Origin of the sequence: Rugamonas sp. DEMB1, assembly GCF_029834475.1 — a bacterium.
GTDB lineage: Bacteria > Pseudomonadota > Gammaproteobacteria > Burkholderiales > Burkholderiaceae_D > Rugamonas > Rugamonas rubra.
The window spans coordinates 2,155,188-2,171,349 of the sequence record NZ_CP122407.1 but is presented as its reverse complement, the minus strand read 5'-3'; the positions used below and the strand labels follow the sequence as shown (position 1 = coordinate 2,171,349).

The window sequence follows — 16,162 nt, the reverse complement described above, 5'->3', positions numbered from 1 at the left end:
AAAAGCCACACCACAACAAGATTATTTCTGTTTACCCCGGAGGAGACCCACCATGCAGGCTTGGCAACAAATATACGATCCAGTAGGCAACCTATGGCTTTCATCGCTAGTCGCGGCCATACCGATCATCTTCTTCTTCGTCGCCCTGACGCTGCTGCGTATGAAGGGCCACGTGGCCGGCACCATCACCGTGCTGCTGGCCTTGCTGGTGGCGGTGTTCTTCTACGGCATGCCGGTGCAGATGGCGCTGGCCTCGGCCGGCTACGGCTTCCTCTACGGCCTGTGGCCGATCGCCTGGATCATCGTCACCGCCGTGTTCCTCTATAAAATCACCGTCAAGACCGGCCAGTTCGAGATCATCCGCGCCTCGGTGGTCTCGCTGACCGAGGACCAACGCCTGCAAATGCTGCTGGTCGGCTTCGCTTTCGGCGCCTTCCTCGAGGGCGCCGCCGGCTTCGGCGCGCCGGTGGCGATCACCGCCGCCCTGCTGGTCGGGCTGGGCTTCAATCCGCTCTACGCCGCAGGCCTTTGCCTGATCACCAACACCGCGCCGGTGGCCTTCGGCGCGATGGGCATCCCCATCACCGTGGCCGGCCAGGTCACCGGCATCGACCCGTTCAAGATCGGCCAGATGGCCGGCCGCCAGCTGCCGCTGTTGTCGATGCTGATTCCGGTCTGGGTCATCCTGATCATGGACGGCTGGCGCGGCGTGCGCGAAACCTGGCCGGCGATCCTGGTCACCGGCCTGAGCTTCGCCGTCACCCAGTTCTTCACCGCCAACTACATCGGCCCCGAACTGCCCGACATCACCTCGGCGCTGGCCAGCCTGATTTCGCTGGCGGTCTTTCTCAAGTTCTGGAAACCGAAACGCATCTTCCGTTTCCCCGGCCAGGAAACCACCGTCAAGATCGCCAACCAGCCGCTCGGCGTCGTCGTCAAGGCCTGGTCGCCGTTCCTGATCCTCACCGTGTTCGTCACCATCTGGTCGCTCAAGCCCTTCAAGGCGCTGTTCGCCAAGACCGGCGAGCTGGCCTGGACCGTCATCAACGTGCCGGTGCCGATGCTCGACAAGCTGGTCGTCAAGATGGTGCCGATCGTCAAGCTCGCCACGCCCTACACGGCGGTCTACTCCTTCAACTGGCTGGCCGCCACCGGCACCGCGATCCTGCTCGCCGCCATCACCACGCTGCTGATGCTGCGCATGAAGCCGCGCGTCGCCGTGGCCACCTTCGCCGAAACGGTGCGCGAGCTGGCCAAGCCGATCTTCTCGATCGGCATGGTGCTGGCCTTCGCCTTCGTCGCCAACTACTCGGGCCTGTCCTCGACCCTGGCGTTGCTGCTGGCCGGAACCGGCGCGGCCTTCCCCTTCTTCTCGCCCTTGCTCGGTTGGCTGGGCGTGTTCCTGACCGGCTCGGACACCTCGTCGAACGCCCTGTTCTGCAACCTGCAGGCCACCACGGCGCACCAGATCGGCGTCTCCGACACCCTGCTGGTGGCGGCCAACACCACCGGCGGCGTGACCGCCAAGATGATCTCGCCGCAGTCCATCGCGGTGGCCTGCGCCGCCGTCGGCTTGGTGGGACGCGAATCGGACCTGTTCCGCTTCACCGTCAAGCACAGCCTGATGCTGGCCGTGCTGGTCGGACTGATCACCCTGGCGCAGGCGTATTTGTTCCCTTGGATGATACCGTAAGCCCCTGCGGCGCCGGCCGGCCACGCGCCGGCGCCCGGCCCGGTCAATACGTGCCGGGCAGCAGTATCTTCTGGTCGACGTCGGCGATGTCGCGCAGGCCGCAGAAGGCCATGGTCAGGTCCAGCTCGTTGCGGATGATGTCCAGGCATTTGCTGACGCCCTGCTCGCCCATCGCGCCCAGTCCGTAGAGGAAGGGGCGGCCGATGTAGACGCCCTTGGCGCCCAGCGCCAAGGCCTTGATGACGTCCTGGCCGGAGCGGATGCCGCCGTCCATGTGCACCTCGATCTGTTTGCCGACGGCGTCGACGATGGCCGGCAGCGCGCCGATCGACGACTGCGCGCCGTCGAGCTGGCGGCCGCCGTGGTTGGAGACGACCAGGGCGTCGGCGCCGCTCTCCACCGCCAGGCGCGCGTCCTCGGCGTCCATGATCCCCTTCAGAATCAGCTTGCCGCCCCAGCGCTGCTTGATCCACTCCACATCCTTCCACGACAGGCTCAGGTCGAACTGCTGGCTGGTCCAGGCCGACAGCGAGGACATGTCCGTCACCGACGAGGTGTGGCCGACGATGTTGCCGAAGCCGCGGCGGCGCGTGCCGGCCATGCCCAGGCACCAGCGCGGCTTGGTCGCCATGTTGATCAGGTTGGCGATGGTCAGGCGCGGCGGCGCCGACAGGCCGTTGCGCAGGCCCTTGTGGCGCTGGCCCAGCACCTGCAGGTCCAAGGTCAGCACCAGCGCGCCGCAGCGCGCCGCCTTGGCGCGGTCGATCAGGCGGTTGATGAATTCGCGGTCCTTCATCACATACAGCTGGAACCAGAACGGCGCCGTGGTGTGGGCGGCGATGTCCTCGATCGAGCAGATGCTCATGGTCGACAGGGTGAAGGGGACGCCGAATTTTTCCGCCGCGCGGGCGGCCAGGATCTCGCCGTCGGCGTGCTGCATGCCGGTCAGGCCGGTCGGCGCCAGCGCCACCGGCATGGCCACGGGCTGGCCGACCATGCTGCCGGCCAGCGTGCGGTTCTCCAGGTTGACGGCGACGCGCTGGCGCAGTTTGATGGCCTGGAAATCGCTGTGGTTGGCGCGGTAGGTCGACTCGGTCCAGGAGCCGGAGTCGGCATAGTCGTAGAACATGCGCGGCACGCGCCGCTGGGCCAGCCGACGCAGATCCTCAATGCAGGTGATGATGGTCATGCACACTCCCTCGTCGATGAACCGTCAAATCATGGTCCATTTCGCCGGAAATGCCAATAGGAAAGTGCTGCGCGCCCTGCCTAGGCGGCGGGCCACTCGGGCGAACAGTGTACCGCTTCGGGTTTCTTGACTGCGCACATTGAAAAAGGGAAAGTCATGAGCAGCGCCGCCGAAGAGCCAGGGGAATCCGGACAGAAGGACAGTGTGCCGTTTGACGCCGGCGGCGGGCCACCCTATGATGGAAATGTGGAAGCGCGCCTGACAAAACTGGAAGCCGACGTGGCCGCGATCAAAATCGATCTGGCGGTGCTGAAGGCGACGTGCGCCACAAAATCCGACCTTGCCGAGGTGAAAGCCGAGATCATGGCGGCGCTGGCGAAAGGCATCGCCGAAACCAAAGCCGAGCTGGCGCTTGGCAGGGCCGAAACCAATGCGGCGCGAGCGGAAGACAGGGCCAAAACCAATGCGGCGCGAGCGGAAGACAGGGCCGAAACCAAGGCTGCGCTGGCGGAAGCCAAAACAACCATTATTCTGTGGGTGGTCTCCGCAGTCTTTCTCGCGCAATTGTTGCCGGCCCTACTCAGGAAGTTCGGCATCTAGGCTAGACGCTCCATATCCGCCGCTTGCTGCGACGCTTTTGACCCTGCAATCGGCATAGGGGGCGGCCCAAACGGGCCGCTCCCCTGCCACACCACCCGGCATGCGGGTCCGCACCGGGCGGTTCGAGTCGTTGAGGTTAAGACAGGCGAGGTACGCCGAGGCGGTCGAAGTAGGCAATCGTGAGCACGCTGTTAAGCAATTTCGCACTGTTGCACCACCATCTGCGGCTATTGCCTGCGATGGTTCTCGCCACCGATCCCGACGCTCCAAGGTTGAGCAGTTCCCGATACATGGTTGTTCCGCGTTTCCAGTGCTTGAGCTGGATCGCCCGCAGCCTGTGACGCAGCCACTCATCAAGTTCCCGCCAGACCTTTGGGGTTTGCGCCAAGCCGAAGTACCCCTTCCATCCCAGCATGTAGGAACGCAGCCTTTCCACCACTTCCGGCATACCGCGCCCACAGGAACGGCGGGTCAGTTGCCGAATGCGTTGCTTAAACGTTGCCAGCGGCTTGTTGGCCACCTTACGTTTGACCTCGCCCCCACGCGCCGCCCACAGACTGTAACCGAGGAACTTGCGGCCGAAGACGCTGGCCACCGCGCTCTTGCCTTCGTTGACCACGAGGTGCAACTTGGCGTAGCAGCGCCGCAGCAACGCCATCACCCGCTCGCCCGCCCGCACGCTGCGCACATACACGTTCGCATCGTCGGCGTAGCGCGCGAAGCGATGGCCGCGCCGTTCCAGTTCCTTGTCCACCTCGTCGAGCATCACGTTGGCGAGCAGCGGACTCAAGGGGCCGCCCTGCGGCGTTCCCTCGTCCCGCGACCGCACCACGCCATGGTCCATGATGCCGCTGTTCAGATAGGCACGAACCAGCCGGGTCACCCCGGCGTCGTCGATGCGTTTCCTTAGGCGGTCGATCAGGATGTCATGGTTGACCTTGTCGAAGAACTTCGACAGGTCGACGTCGACCACGACCCGCAGCCCGGACTGGACATACGCTTGGGCGGCCAACACCGCGTCCTGCGCGCGCCTGCCCGGGCGGAAGCCGTAGCTGTGTTCGCTGAAGGTGGGATCAAGTATCGGTTGCAGCACCTGTAGCAGTGCTTGCTGGATCAGGCGATCCGTCACCGTCGGGATGCCGAGCTCGCGCTCGCCGCCGTCGGGCTTGGGGATCGTCACCCGACGCACCGGGCTGGGCCGGTACGTCCCTGCCAGTAGTTGCTCTCGAATGGACGGCCACGCGGTCGCCAGAAGGCGCGAGGTCTGGTTGATGTCCAGACCATCGACGCCCGCCGCTCCCTTGTTGGCACGCACACGCTTGAGCGCCCGCCGCAGGTTCTCTGTCGTCAGCGCCGCTTGCAGCAGCGCCGACCCCGTGTCTCCGGTGGCATGTCGCGGGCAGAACGCTTCGTCGCTGAAGGCATCGGGCATGGCTTCACCTTGCCCTACGGCCTCCCGCCCCGCTCGCGCGGGCATCTGACGCTGTGCTTTCTGCATCGACATATCGGATTCACTCCTACTCGTTCGGTCCTTCATCAAAGGGGTCGAGCCTTCCCGGCGCTACCTCCGACTACTATGACCTCTGCTGAGACCCCGCTCCGATTCTCGCGTTCCGTTTGCCACTGGCAAACGTCACCCCTTTCAGGCACGAGGCGGGGCGTCCCCAGGTAAGGGCCGCACTCCTTCATCACACAACCGCCGCATTTACGCCGCTTCTCCTTGACCACAAGACCTTCGCGGTTCCATGCCCACTCGGCCTGATCGGCAGCGCCTTCTATACGGTTCTTGTCCATCGGCTCATGATTTATGCTCCACGCTTCCTTTCCACACTCGGTTACCCTCATGCAGTTGCGCTTCACTTCGCTCGCTGTGGTCAGCTTGCGGCGGGACTTGCACCCACAGGAGTGCGCCCATGCTGGGCGCACATAGAAAAAGGGACCAGATCTTGCGATCTGGTCCCGATATTCTGGTGCGGCTGGCAGGAATTGAACCCACGACCCCTTGGTTCGTAGCCAAGTACTCTATCCAGCTGAGCTACAGCCGCGAAAGACAAGATTATGACAGGACTTTCCCGATCTGCAAAGGGATGCTGAGCAGAAATCTAAAATTCTCTTCGATCTCATCAGCCCCTCCTCCCGGCACCGGCCCCACCCATGGGAAATGGGCCGCCGAACGGCCGCTTTGACGAGGCGACAGAATAGTCGCGCGCAAAGAAAAAGGACTTAGAAGTTCGCGGCTTCTAAGTCCTTCATTTACTACTTTGTTCTGGTGCGGCTGGCAGGAATTGAACCCACGACCCCTTGGTTCGTAGCCAAGTACTCTATCCAGCTGAGCTACAGCCGCGAAAGACAAGATTATAGCAGGGCTTTGGCGTTTTGCGAAGGATGCCAAGCAGAAATTTTCTCGCCTGCCCGAACGATGCGCCAACACCGTTCGGGCGTTCCGTTTGGACCAAAAAAAAAAGCCCGGAGACTCTCGCCTCCGGGCTTTTTCTTTACAACAATTCTTCTGGTGCGGCTGGCAGGAATTGAACCCACGACCCCTTGGTTCGTAGCCAAGTACTCTATCCAGCTGAGCTACAGCCGCGCAGGCCAGCATTATAGCAGGGGTTTTGAAAAAGGCGAAGCTTTCTGCATGCAGCCGTTTTACCCCGTCAGCGCGCTGCGCCTTGCGGCCCGCGCCAAGCGCCGGGCCGGCGACCCGGCGGCGCTTAGCACATCCATACAAATAATCTTTTGACATTGCTTAAAATGTAATCCATAATTATCAAATGGTAACGTAAGTTGCCTACAGAACAGCTTTCAAGGCAATAGCCAGTCGAGCCTCCGTCGCGGTCTTCATGGTTCGCCTTCCCCGGCAATACTTTTTGAGGACACCCGGACATGATGAATAGACTGATATTCGCCGCCGCGCTGGGCCTGGCCGCCACCGGCACCACCCAGGCCGCCGCCATCCACGGCCTGGTCAACACCGGCGTCGACGCCAGCCTGGTCGACAGCAACTACCAACTGAACGGCAAGGCCAGCTTCGTCACCGCCAACGACGCCGCCTTCCCCTTCCCGCACTGGTCGGCCAACACCGCCACCTCGCGCTGGATCATGCCGACGGCATTGCAGGGCGAATCGTTCAACCACACCTCGCCCGGCACCTACACCTGGCACCTGGGTTTCGACCTGAGCGGCTTCGACGCGGCCAGCGCCTCCTTCAGCGGCCGCTTCGCCGCCGACAACCGCGCCACCGCCTACCTGAACGGCCACGCCATCGGCCTGACCGGCGGCTTCGGCGAGAACGACTGGCGCCAGCTGAGCGCCGCCAGCTATTTCGTCGCCGGCCTCAACTCGCTCGACTTCGTCATCACCAACGACGCCTACGGCGCCGGCAACCCGACCGGCCTGCGCGTCGAATTCCTCAGCTCGCAGGTGACGGCGGTGCCGGAGCCGGAAGCCTACGCCATGCTGCTGGCCGGCCTGCTGCTGGTGGGCGCGCTGGCGCGCCGCCGCAAGGCATAGACGGAAGTCCGAGACGGACGGCAAGGCCCGGCCGCGCATGACAGAGCGCCCGATGCCCGCATCGGGCGTTTTTTGTGTGGGATGGGGAAAAGATGGGCGCACATAGAAAAAGGGACCAGATCTCTCGATCTGGTCCCAACATTCTGGTGCGGCTGGCAGGAATTGAACCCACGACCCCTTGGTTCGTAGCCAAGTACTCTATCCAGCTGAGCTACAGCCGCTTAAGCAACATTATAACGCAGTTATTTAATTTTGCAAAATTCGATTTTTTCAACCGTTTCGTTGGACAATCGATACATCGACCAAACCAACTATCTTGCAACTCGCCTAAACCACGTCTATTTGCATCCTTCGGAAAGCTTGCCCCCCGAAAGAAGCAGGATTATAGGGAGCTTCGGCGGCGCTGTCCAGCCCAATTTCAAGCTTATTTCCTGGCACGCCAAGCAAGAAGGGGCAGGCCATTCCCCATGGCCGCCGCAACAATGGCCGGAGCGCCTCAGTCCAGGCCGAACTCGGCCGCCGCCTTGGCCGCCCACAGCGCCTCGTTGCGCGAGGCGTAGGGGACGTCGTAGCTGTCGACCTGGCCGTCGGCGCCGACGAAGCGGGTCCACCAGCCCTGCCGGTCGGCGACGATGGCGATGTCGCCGGCGTGGCAATGGGCGGCCAACTCCTCGCCCGCCTCCAACAGAACGATGTTCACATTGCGGTGCTTGACTACGGTGGCCATCTTTCTCGCTTTCTCTATATGCTGCGCGGCCCGGGCCGCAAACTTGGCAAGCTTACACCTTTCCGCGCCCGCGGGCCGGGACGTGTTGTGCGGATGTCACTGCATTCATGCCAGTGATTTCCCTCATCACGAATAAAAATTGGCATTGTTTTTCGCAGCGCAGCATAATTCACCTGTCTCCTCTATCTCCTCCAAGGAAATAGATTTAACCCGCTCCCGTAGCGGGTTTTTTTTTGCCCGCGCGGCCCGCGGCGCGGCGCCGCAGCAAATTCCAACAAGAAATTTCCATTGCCCCGCACCGGCCGCCGCCCCGCCGGTCGGTGTAGCATGGTGCGAGATGCCTGTTTCTCCCGGCGCAGGGGCGCGCGGCGCCGGCCGCGATCCGGTGCGCGAAACCGGCTGCCGTGCAGTGTAAAATTACAACAAAGCGCTACAATGCCGGCCGGCGGCACGCCGCACGCCAGGCACTCAGCCAGCCATTTTCCCATTGCCGGCCCGCCCGCAAGTTCGACCACGGTGTTTACAAGCAAATGACGTCCCTCCTCCAGCCCCGCCCCGCCGTTCCCTCCGCCACCCACTGTTGCCCGGCCGCGCGCCGGGCCAAGGGGCGCGGATGAGCGGCCGCGAGGGCCATGGCGCACTGCTCGACGCCGGCGCCGGCGGCACGCCGCTGCAGCGGGCCGAGCAGGACGCCCGCGCCGCGCGCGAGGCGCTGCGCCTGTCCGAGGAGCGGATGCGCAACATGCTCGAAAGCATCACCGACGGCTTCGCCGTCATCGCGCGCGACTGGCGCATCGGCTACCTCAACGCCCAGGCCGAGGAGATCCTGCGCCCGCCCGGCGCGGCGCCGCTGCAACTGCCCGGCCAGACCCTGTGGCAGGCCTTCCCGGCGCTGTGCGGCGGCGTGCTGGAGCGCCAGTTCCGCCTGGCGCTCGAGCAACGCCAGGCGGTCGCCTTCGAGTTCCACTACGCGCCGCGCCAGCGCTGGCTGGAGGTGCGCGCCTACCCGTCGGCCGAAGTTGACCGCCACCCTGCAGGACATCACCCAGCGCAAGCTCGGCGAGCGCGCCCTGCGCGACAGCGCCGAGCGCTTGCAGGTGGCGCTGGCCGCCGGCAGGCTGGGCGACTGGCTGTGGGACGCCGGCAGCGGCCAGGTCACGCTGGGCCGGCGCGCCGCCGACATCTTCGACCTGCCGGCCGAGCAGGCGCTGGCCTGGCCGCAGCTGCGCGCGCGCCTGCTCGAGGCCGACCGCGAGCCGGCCCGGCTGGCCTTCTTCGACGCCTTCGCCAGCCACAGCGACTGCGACATCGAATGCCGCATCGAGCGCGGCGACGGCGAGCGGCGCTGGGTCTCGGTGGTCGGCCACGCCAACTTCGGCGACGACGGCGTGTTGCTCGGCATGACCGGCATGGCGCAGGACATCAGCGCGCGCAAGGCCGCCGAGGACAGCCTGCGCCAGCGCGAGGAGGAGCTGCGCGCGCTGGCCGACTCGATCCCGCAACTGGCCTGGATCGGCCGCGCCGACGGCAGCGTGGCCTGGCACAACGAGCGCTGGTACGCCTACACCGGCGCCGCGCCCGGCGAGGTGGTGGGCGACGGCTGGCAGGACGCCTACGAGCCGTCCTGCCGGGAGCCGCTGCGCCAGCGCTGGCAGCAGTCGCTGCGCAGCGGCGCGCCGTTCGAGATGGAGGTGCCGATCCGCGGCGCCGACGGCCAGTACCGCTGGTTCCTGACCCGCGCCAACCCGGTGCGCGACAGCACCGGCCAGCTGCTGCGCTGGTTCGGCACCAGCACCGACGTCGACCAGGTCAAGCGCGTGCAGGAGGCGCTGCGCGACGAGAGCAACGTGCTCGAACTGCTCAACAGCACCGGCAACGCGCTGGCCTCGACGCGCGACCTGCGCCCGCTGCTGCAGGAGGTCACCGACGCGGCCACGCGCATCAGCGGGGCGCGCTTCGGCGCCTTCCTCTACCACGGCGCCGAGGCCGGCGCCGGCGCCGGCGCCGGCGGTGCGGCGCGCCTGCTGCACACGGTGTCGGGGCGGCCGCCGGCCGGCTTCGCGGCGGCCTGCCGCGAGCGCGGCGGCGCCCTGTTCGGCCCCGCCCTGCGCGGCGAGGGCACGGTGCGCAGCGACGACCTGCTGCGCGACGAGCGCTACCGGCACTGCGCCGGCGACGCGGCGGCGGCGGACGGGCCGGCCATGCGCAGCTATCTGGCCGTGCCGGTGCTGTCGCGCGCCGGCGGCGTGGTCGGCAGCATGGTGTTCGGCCACCCCGAGCCGGCCATGTTCGGCGAGCGCAGCGAGCGCATCCTCGGCGGCATCGCCGCCCAGGCCGGCGTGGCGATCGACAACGCCCGCCTGTACGAGGCGGCCCAGCAGGCCGCCGAGGAGCGCCGCGAACTGCTCGACAGCGAGCGCGGCGCGCGCGCCGAGGTCGAGCGCACCAGCCAGCTGAAGGACGAGTTCCTGGCCACCCTGTCGCACGAGCTGCGCACGCCGCTGACGGCGATCCTCGGCTGGGCCCAGGTGCTGCGCCGGGGCAGCCGCGACCAGGCCGACCTGCACCGCGGCCTGCAGACCATCGAGCGCAACGCCCGCGCCCAGGCCCAGCTGATCGAATGGACCTGCTCGACATGAGCCGCATCACCTCCGGCAAGGTGCTGCTCGAGATGCGCCCGCTGGCGCCGCTCGGCGTGCTCGAGGCGGCCATCGAGACGGTGCGGCCGACCGCCGACGCCAAGGGCATCAGCATCGGCCAGCGCTTCGCGCCCCGGGTCGGGCCGGTGATGGCCGACCCCAACCGGCTGCAGCAGATCCTCTGGAACCTGCTGTCGAACGCGCTCAAGTTCACGCCGCGCGGCGGCGCCGTGCACATCGCCATGGGCGAGGCCGACGGCCAGGTCGAGATCACCGTGGCCGACAGCGGCATCGGCATCGCCGCCGCCTTCCTGCCGCACGTGTTCGAGCGCTTCCGCCAGGCCGACTCGTCGACCACGCGCCAGCACGGCGGCCTGGGCCTGGGCCTGTCGATCGTCAAGCACCTGGCCGAGCAGCACGGCGGCACGGTGGCCGCCGCCAGCGCCGGCGCCGGCCGCGGCGCCAGCTTCACGCTGCGCCTGCCGCTGGCGGCGCGCCCGGCCGGCCCGGCAAGCCCGCCGCGCCCGCCGGGCGCGGCGGACCCGGCCGCCGCCACGGCGCCGCGCACCGACCTGGCCGGCCTGCGCGTGCTGGTGGTCGACGACGAGGCCGACGCCCGCCAGCTGATCCAGCGCATCCTGAGCGACTGCAACGCCCGCGTGCGCACCGCCGCCAGCGCCGCCGAGGCGCTGGCCCTGCTGCGCAGCGCGCCCTGCGACCTGCTGCTGAGCGACATCGGCATGCCCGACGTCGACGGCCACGCCCTGCTCGAGCGGGTGCGCGCCCTCGGCCCGGCCGGCGCCGCCCTGCCGGCCATCGCGCTGAGCGCCTTCGCCCGCTCGGAGGACCGCATCAAGGCGCTGCAGAGCGGCTTCCGGGCCCATTTGACCAAGCCGGTCGAGCCGGCCGCCTTGATCGCGGCGGTGGCAGGGGCGCGTCCCGCTTGAAAACCGGGAAAAAGTTTACTAGCCTATAATCAATGTTAAGCGGAAACACCCGGCCGCCGCCGGTGCCGCCGAGCCATTACCCGGAAGGAAATAAGATGTCCTACCGGCACGTGCGGCGCCGTCCTACAAGCAATTCAATTCATTTTTGCTACACTTCGCAGACGAAAAGCGGGTACAATTAATTTCCACACGGAAATAATTAATTCCGCGGGGCCACCCGTGCGCCGCCCGCCGGGCTGGCGCATTATGATACGACGACATCCCGGCCCCGGCCGTGGACCACCTACAGAGCAGCGACCGAGACCACTATGCCCAGCCGAGACGACATCCTTCACGCTAAGATCCTGGTGGTCGATGATTGCGCCGACAATGTCGAGCTCATGCTGGAGATACTGCGCGACGCCGGCTACACCGACGTCACCTCGACCATGCTGCCCGACCAGGTCTGCCCGCTGCACCGCCAGCACTGCTACGACCTGATCCTGCTCGACCTGCAGATGCCCGAACTGAACGGCTTCCAGGTGATGAAGGGCCTGAAGGAGATCGAACAGGGCGGCTACCTGCCGGTGCTGGCGCTGACCGCCCAGCCCAGCTTCAAGATCGCCGCCCTCGAGGCCGGCGCGCGCGACTTCATCAGCAAACCCTTCGACCTGCTCGAGGTGCACAAGCGCATCCACAACATGCTCGAGGTGCGCCTGCTGTACAAGGAGCTGGCGCAGTACAGCAAGCAGCAGCAGGAACTGGCGCTGCACGATCCGCTGACCGGCCTGCCCAACCGCCGCCTGCTCGAGGACCGCATCGCCAACACCCTGCAGCACGCCATGCGCAAGCAGAACAAGGCCGCCGTCATGTACCTTGACCTGGACGGCTTCAAGGGCATCAACGACACCCACGGCCACGCCTACGGCGACGACGGCCCTCAAGCAGGTGGCGCAGCGCCTGGTCGGCGCCTCGCGCCGCGAGGACACCGTGGCCCGCGTCGGCGGCGACGAGTTCGTCATCGTCATGGGCGACCTGGCCTGCCTGGGCGACGCCCAGGAGCCGGCCGCCAAGCTGATCGAGGTGGTGGCCGCGCCCTACCTGGTCAACGGCCTGCTGCTCAACCTGTCGACCAGCATCGGCATCGGCATCTTCCCCGACGACGCCGACGCCGTCGACGCCCTGATCGCGGTGGCCGACAGCGCGCTGTACTGCGCCAAGCGCAGCGGCAAGAACCGCTGCTGCGTGGCGCCGGCCGCCGCGCCGGCGGACGCCGCGACGAGCGCCCGCGGCATGGCGCCGACGGCGGCCTGAGGCCATACCGCCAGCGCTGGGCCACTTGAGCCGCCGGCGGCGCCAACACCACCCAAAGGCGCAGAGCCAGGGTCAGACCCTAGGGTCTGACCCTAGAGTTGCGCCGGCGGGGTTTCTCAGCCTCGCTGCGTTCCGGCCTGGCGCGCCGCGCCCTTGACGCCCGCCTCGGTGCATTGCTCGACCTGGCCGGCGTTCTGGTGGTCGCCCTGGGCGTCGACCATGTCCGGCGCCACCTCGATGCGGGTCACGCCGGCGTCGACCGACAGCGGATCGCTGGCCGGGAAGGTCATCTCGACCGCCTCGTCGAGCAGCGTCTCCCTGGCCAGTTCGCCGCTGCCGGGCCGCTCGCACTCGGCCAGCGTGGTGATGGCGCGCGCCCATTTGACATAGTCGAGCTCGGCCAGCTCGCGCACGGTGGTGACGTTGAAGGCCTTCGCCAGCGCCTTGGCGTCGGCCGCGCTGACGCCGCGCAGCGCGCTGAGCGGGGCGGCGGCCAGCTCGCGGAAGCTCTTGCCGAGATAGGCTTGGTCCACAACGGTGTCGATGTTCATGGCGGTTCCTTTCGATGGTTGAAGCAGCCACTATCGCAGCGCCGCCGCGCGCCGACTGTGCGCGAACGAACACTGCGCCGGCGGCAAAAGCACAGCCGTGTCCGGCGGTGCGCCACGAGTTGCGATCCTCAGGTATGATCGGCCATCACAAGCGGCCGATTCACCCAAAACAGAGAGCAGCAAGAGACCACCATGTCCGTTCCGGCACACCCCACCCCACCCGCCGCCACGCCGGCCCAGCGCGCGGCCGACCTGAGCGAACTGCTCGGCCATGTCCACAACAGCTGGGACGACGAGCGCCGCTCGCTGTCGCGTCAATTGCACGACAGCCTGGGCTCCTCGCTGACGGCGCTGACCATGCATCTGGGCCTGCTGACGCAGAAGATGCCGGCCGAGCCGGCGCTGCTCGAACGCACCGCGCACATGAAGCAGCTGCTGCTCAACATCATCGACACCAACCGCCAGATGCAGCTGCGCCTGTGGAACGACAAGCTCGAATTCCTCGGCGTGCGCGTCGCGCTGGCCGAGCTGGTGGCGCAGTTCGGCCAGCAGCAGCAGGTCGCCGCCCGCTGCAGCCTGCCCGACGAGGAGTTCGACTGCGGCCGTGGCCACGGCGTGGTGCTGCTGCGCGCGCTGGAGGAGGCGCTCAACAACGTCATCGCGCACGCCAGCGCCAGCGAGGTGGAGGTGGTGGTCGACGACAACGAGGACGCCGTCATGCTGACGGTGCGCGACAACGGCGTCGGCCTGCCCGAGGCGGCCGACCCGACCGACGGCAAGTTCGGCCTGCGCCTGGTGCGCGAGCGCGCGCTCTACCTGGGCGGCAGCCTGACGCTGGGCGCGGCGCCGCAGCGCGGCACCATGCTCACCGTGATCCTGCCGAAGACGCCGGCGGCCACAACACCACCCAACGGCGCAGAGCCAGGGTCGGCCCCCTAGGGGTCCGACCCCGGGTTTCGCCGCCGGGTTCTCCCCGCCCGGCCGCCGCGCTCAGTGCAGCTTGACCAGCGGCGTGCTGCGCTTGATCAGGAAGCGCGCCAGCGCCAGCAAGGCGGTGCGGCGCGTGCCCAACACCGCGCGGTGGTGCATCAGGTGCAGGCCGACGTACATCAGCCGCGCCACCAGGCCGTCGACGAACCAGCTCAAGCCCTTCAACGATCCCATCAAACTGCCCACCGAGCTGCTCTGGCCGAACGACACCAGCGAGCCGTAGTCGCGGTAGCGGTAGGGCGCGCCCGGCGCCGCCCTGCCCTGGCCCAGCCGCAGCAGCGCGCGCACGAGATAGTCGGCCTGCTGGTGGGCCGCCTGGGCGCGCGGCGGCACCGGCTTGCCGTCGACGCCGGGGCAGGCGGCGCAGTCGCCCAGCGCGAAGATATGCGGCCAGCCGCGCACCGCCAGCGTCGCCTCGACCTCGATCTGGCCGCCGCGCGAGGTCGGCAGGCCCAGCGTGGCCAGCCAGTCCGGCGCCTTGATGCCGGCCGCCCAGACCACGATGTCGGCCGGGTAGGCGGCGCCGTCGGCCAGCGCGACGCCGGCGCCGTCGATGGCGCTGACGCGGGCCCCGGTGACGACGCCGATGGCGCGCTCCTCGAGCAGCGCCAGCGCCGCCGCCGCGACCTTCTCCGGCAGCGGCGCCAGGATGCGCGGCGCGCCCTCCAGCAGGGTGATGCGCACGTCGCGCAGTGGGCTCAGATGGTGGAAGCCGTAGGCGGCGTAGACGTCGCTGGCCTCGCGCAGTTCGGCGGCCAGTTCGACGCCGGTCGCGCCGCCGCCGATGATGACGATGTCGATGCCGGCGTCGGGCCGGCTGTCCTTGCGCAGCTCGGCCCGGGTCAGCAGCTTGAGCAGCGTCAAACGGAAGCGTTCGGCGTCCTCGGTGGCGTTGAGCGCGATGCTGTGCTCGGCCGCGCCGGGCACGCCGAAGTAGTTGGCGACGCTGCCGACGGCCAGCACCAGCCGGTCGAAGCCGATGCGCCGCTCCGGCAGCACCAGCTCGCCGGCGGCGCCGGCACCGTCGCGGATGGCGCCGACGCTGAGCTGGCGCGCGGCCGCGTCGAGCGCCGTCATCGGCCCGTAGACGTAGGTGAAGCCGTTGTCATGCGCCAGCATCTGGTAGGACAGGCCCGTCCTGGTGCACGTCCAGCGTGCCGGCCGCCACCTCGTGCAGCGAGGGTTTCCAGATGTGGAAAAGGCGCGAGTCGACCAGCAGCACGCGCTGCGGACCGAGCTTGCGCCCCAATTTGCAGGCCAGTTCCAGGCCGCCCGCGCCGCCGCCGACAATCACGATTTCGCTGTGCAAACGAGCTCCCGTTCGACCCGCCCGCCTTCATGTTGGCGCCGCGCCGCCGGGCGGCGGGCGGCGCCCGGCCTCAATCCTTGTTGTGGCCCTTGCCATGGCCGTTGCCATGGTCGTTGCCATTGCCATTGCCGTGGCCGTTGCCGTTGCCGTGGCCGCGGTCGTCGCGGCGGTCCTCGCGGCGCTCGTCGCGACCGTTGCCGCGCTCGACGTGGCCGCGCCCCTCACCGTGCTGGGCGCGGTAGCGCGGCGCGTAGTCGTTGGTGTACCAGCGGTCCTGCACGAAGTAGACCTGCTGGCCGCAGGCGTTGTAGGCGCGGCAGTGCTTGGCCCAGTGCTTGGCGTGGCCGGGCGGCACCCGCAGGTAGATCGGCGCGCTTTCCACATAGCGCGCCGGCCGCTGGATGATCACCGGACGGGCGTACACCAGTTGCGGACGCGGCGCGTCGCCGATGTCGATGCGGCCGTAGAAGCCCGGCTGGCCGATGCTGATCGAGACGCCGACGTCCTGCGCGTAGGCGGCGCTACCGCTGGCCAGCAAGGCGGCGGCGACAACGATGGATTTGATGCTCTTCATGATGTGCTTTCTTGTATGTTTGTTTCGGCAAGCCCAGCGCCAGCAATCCGGCATATCGCGACGACCCCGCGACGACCGCTGCCCACTGCTTCAATTGATTCTATTCCGCAAGTTAAATTTCCTCTGTGCGCCAGCGAACA

The 16,162-nt window shown here is 67.4% G+C and carries 11 protein-coding genes, 4 tRNA genes and 3 pseudogenes; 8 read left to right on the top strand and 10 right to left on the bottom strand.

Annotation, left to right across the window (positions count from 1 at the left end; translation table 11 throughout):
• Positions 1-52: 52 nt before the first annotated feature.
• On the top strand, positions 53-1,693 hold the full coding sequence (gene lldP / locus QC826_RS10045; RefSeq protein WP_279765471.1) for an L-lactate permease: 1,641 nt from the start codon (positions 53-55) through the stop codon (positions 1,691-1,693).
• A gap of 43 nt (positions 1,694-1,736) precedes the next feature.
• Here lldP and QC826_RS10040 read toward each other — a convergent pair whose 3' ends face one another.
• Positions 1,737-2,882, bottom strand: coding sequence for an alpha-hydroxy acid oxidase (locus tag QC826_RS10040; protein WP_279765470.1), 1,146 nt, complete (start codon positions 2,880-2,882; stop codon positions 1,737-1,739).
• 156 nt (positions 2,883-3,038) lie between these two features.
• Between QC826_RS10040 and QC826_RS10035 the strand changes: the two genes are divergently transcribed.
• Positions 3,039-3,482, top strand: a complete 444-nt coding sequence (locus QC826_RS10035; protein ID WP_279765469.1) for a hypothetical protein — start codon at positions 3,039-3,041, stop codon at positions 3,480-3,482.
• Between the two features lie 136 nt (positions 3,483-3,618).
• On the opposite strand, the gene ltrA is transcribed toward QC826_RS10035, so the two are convergent.
• The 4 genes from ltrA to QC826_RS10015 all read right to left on the bottom strand — a co-directional run bounded on the left by ltrA (position 3,619) and on the right by QC826_RS10015 (position 6,069).
• Positions 3,619-4,986, bottom strand: coding sequence for a group II intron reverse transcriptase/maturase (gene ltrA / locus QC826_RS10030; protein ID WP_279765468.1), 1,368 nt, complete (start codon positions 4,984-4,986; stop codon positions 3,619-3,621).
• Between the two features lie 464 nt (positions 4,987-5,450).
• Positions 5,451-5,527: transfer RNA gene (locus QC826_RS10025), tRNA-Arg, on the bottom strand.
• A 222-nt stretch (positions 5,528-5,749) separates the two neighbouring features.
• Positions 5,750-5,826: transfer RNA gene (locus tag QC826_RS10020), tRNA-Arg, on the bottom strand.
• 166 nt (positions 5,827-5,992) lie between these two features.
• Positions 5,993-6,069 (bottom strand) — tRNA-Arg (locus QC826_RS10015).
• 299 nt (positions 6,070-6,368) lie between these two features.
• Between QC826_RS10015 and QC826_RS10010 the strand changes: the two genes are divergently transcribed.
• On the top strand, positions 6,369-6,992 hold the full coding sequence (locus QC826_RS10010) for a PEP-CTERM sorting domain-containing protein (protein WP_409567866.1): 624 nt from the start codon (positions 6,369-6,371) through the stop codon (positions 6,990-6,992).
• A gap of 144 nt (positions 6,993-7,136) precedes the next feature.
• Here QC826_RS10010 and QC826_RS10005 read toward each other — a convergent pair.
• Both QC826_RS10005 and QC826_RS10000 read right to left on the bottom strand, forming a co-directional pair.
• A tRNA-Arg gene (locus tag QC826_RS10005) sits at positions 7,137-7,213 on the bottom strand.
• A gap of 275 nt (positions 7,214-7,488) precedes the next feature.
• Positions 7,489-7,719, bottom strand: coding sequence for a hypothetical protein (locus tag QC826_RS10000; protein ID WP_279765466.1), 231 nt, complete (start codon positions 7,717-7,719; stop codon positions 7,489-7,491).
• A 613-nt stretch (positions 7,720-8,332) separates the two neighbouring features.
• Here QC826_RS10000 and QC826_RS31225 point away from each other — a divergent pair.
• The 4 genes and pseudogenes from QC826_RS31225 to QC826_RS09980 form a co-directional block, all read left to right on the top strand.
• Positions 8,333-8,692, top strand: a pseudogene (locus tag QC826_RS31225) (PAS domain-containing protein); the annotation flags it as partial.
• A 46-nt stretch (positions 8,693-8,738) separates the two neighbouring features.
• Positions 8,739-10,358, top strand: a complete 1,620-nt coding sequence (locus QC826_RS09990; RefSeq protein ID WP_279765465.1) for a PAS domain-containing protein — start codon at positions 8,739-8,741, stop codon at positions 10,356-10,358.
• Positions 10,340-11,305, top strand: a complete 966-nt coding sequence (locus QC826_RS09985; RefSeq protein WP_279766435.1) for an ATP-binding protein — start codon at positions 10,340-10,342, stop codon at positions 11,303-11,305. Before QC826_RS09990 ends, QC826_RS09985 begins: the two co-directional genes overlap by 19 nt.
• A gap of 308 nt (positions 11,306-11,613) precedes the next feature.
• A pseudogene (locus tag QC826_RS09980) lies at positions 11,614-12,598 on the top strand (diguanylate cyclase domain-containing protein).
• Positions 12,599-12,714: 116 nt separating this feature from the next.
• Here QC826_RS09980 and QC826_RS09975 read toward each other — a convergent pair.
• Positions 12,715-13,149, bottom strand: a complete 435-nt coding sequence (locus tag QC826_RS09975) for a hypothetical protein (protein WP_279765463.1) — start codon at positions 13,147-13,149, stop codon at positions 12,715-12,717.
• 192 nt (positions 13,150-13,341) lie between these two features.
• On the opposite strand from QC826_RS09975, the gene QC826_RS09970 reads away from it, so the two are divergent.
• A complete protein-coding gene (locus QC826_RS09970; RefSeq protein ID WP_279765462.1) occupies positions 13,342-14,088 on the top strand; it encodes a sensor histidine kinase in 747 nt (248 codons plus the stop codon).
• Between the two features lie 51 nt (positions 14,089-14,139).
• Here QC826_RS09970 and QC826_RS09965 read toward each other — a convergent pair.
• Both QC826_RS09965 and QC826_RS09960 read right to left on the bottom strand, forming a co-directional pair.
• Positions 14,140-15,448: pseudogene (locus QC826_RS09965) on the bottom strand (NAD(P)/FAD-dependent oxidoreductase).
• Between the two features lie 70 nt (positions 15,449-15,518).
• Positions 15,519-16,022 (bottom strand): hypothetical protein, encoded by a 504-nt coding sequence (locus QC826_RS09960; RefSeq protein WP_313872852.1) that lies wholly within the window; start codon positions 16,020-16,022, stop codon positions 15,519-15,521.
• Positions 16,023-16,162: the final 140 nt, after the last annotated feature.

Bases quoted from the DNA above. Each gene is read 5' to 3' on its own strand.
- QC826_RS10010 (WP_409567866.1), top strand. From the start codon at position 6,369: ATGAATAGACTGATATTCGCCGCCGCGCTGGGCCTGGCCGCCACCGGC.
- QC826_RS10035 (WP_279765469.1), top strand. From the start codon at position 3,039: ATGAGCAGCGCCGCCGAAGAGCCAGGGGAATCCGGACAGAAGGACAGT.
- QC826_RS09985 (WP_279766435.1), top strand. From the start codon at position 10,340: ATGGACCTGCTCGACATGAGCCGCATCACCTCCGGCAAGGTGCTGCTC.
- QC826_RS10000 (WP_279765466.1), bottom strand. From the start codon at position 7,719: ATGGCCACCGTAGTCAAGCACCGCAATGTGAACATCGTTCTGTTGGAG.
- QC826_RS09960 (WP_313872852.1), bottom strand. From the start codon at position 16,022: ATGAAGAGCATCAAATCCATCGTTGTCGCCGCCGCCTTGCTGGCCAGC.
- lldP (WP_279765471.1), top strand. From the start codon at position 53: ATGCAGGCTTGGCAACAAATATACGATCCAGTAGGCAACCTATGGCTT.
- QC826_RS10040 (WP_279765470.1), bottom strand. From the start codon at position 2,882: ATGACCATCATCACCTGCATTGAGGATCTGCGTCGGCTGGCCCAGCGG.
- QC826_RS09975 (WP_279765463.1), bottom strand. From the start codon at position 13,149: ATGAACATCGACACCGTTGTGGACCAAGCCTATCTCGGCAAGAGCTTC.
- ltrA (WP_279765468.1), bottom strand. From the start codon at position 4,986: ATGTCGATGCAGAAAGCACAGCGTCAGATGCCCGCGCGAGCGGGGCGG.
- QC826_RS09970 (WP_279765462.1), top strand. From the start codon at position 13,342: ATGTCCGTTCCGGCACACCCCACCCCACCCGCCGCCACGCCGGCCCAG.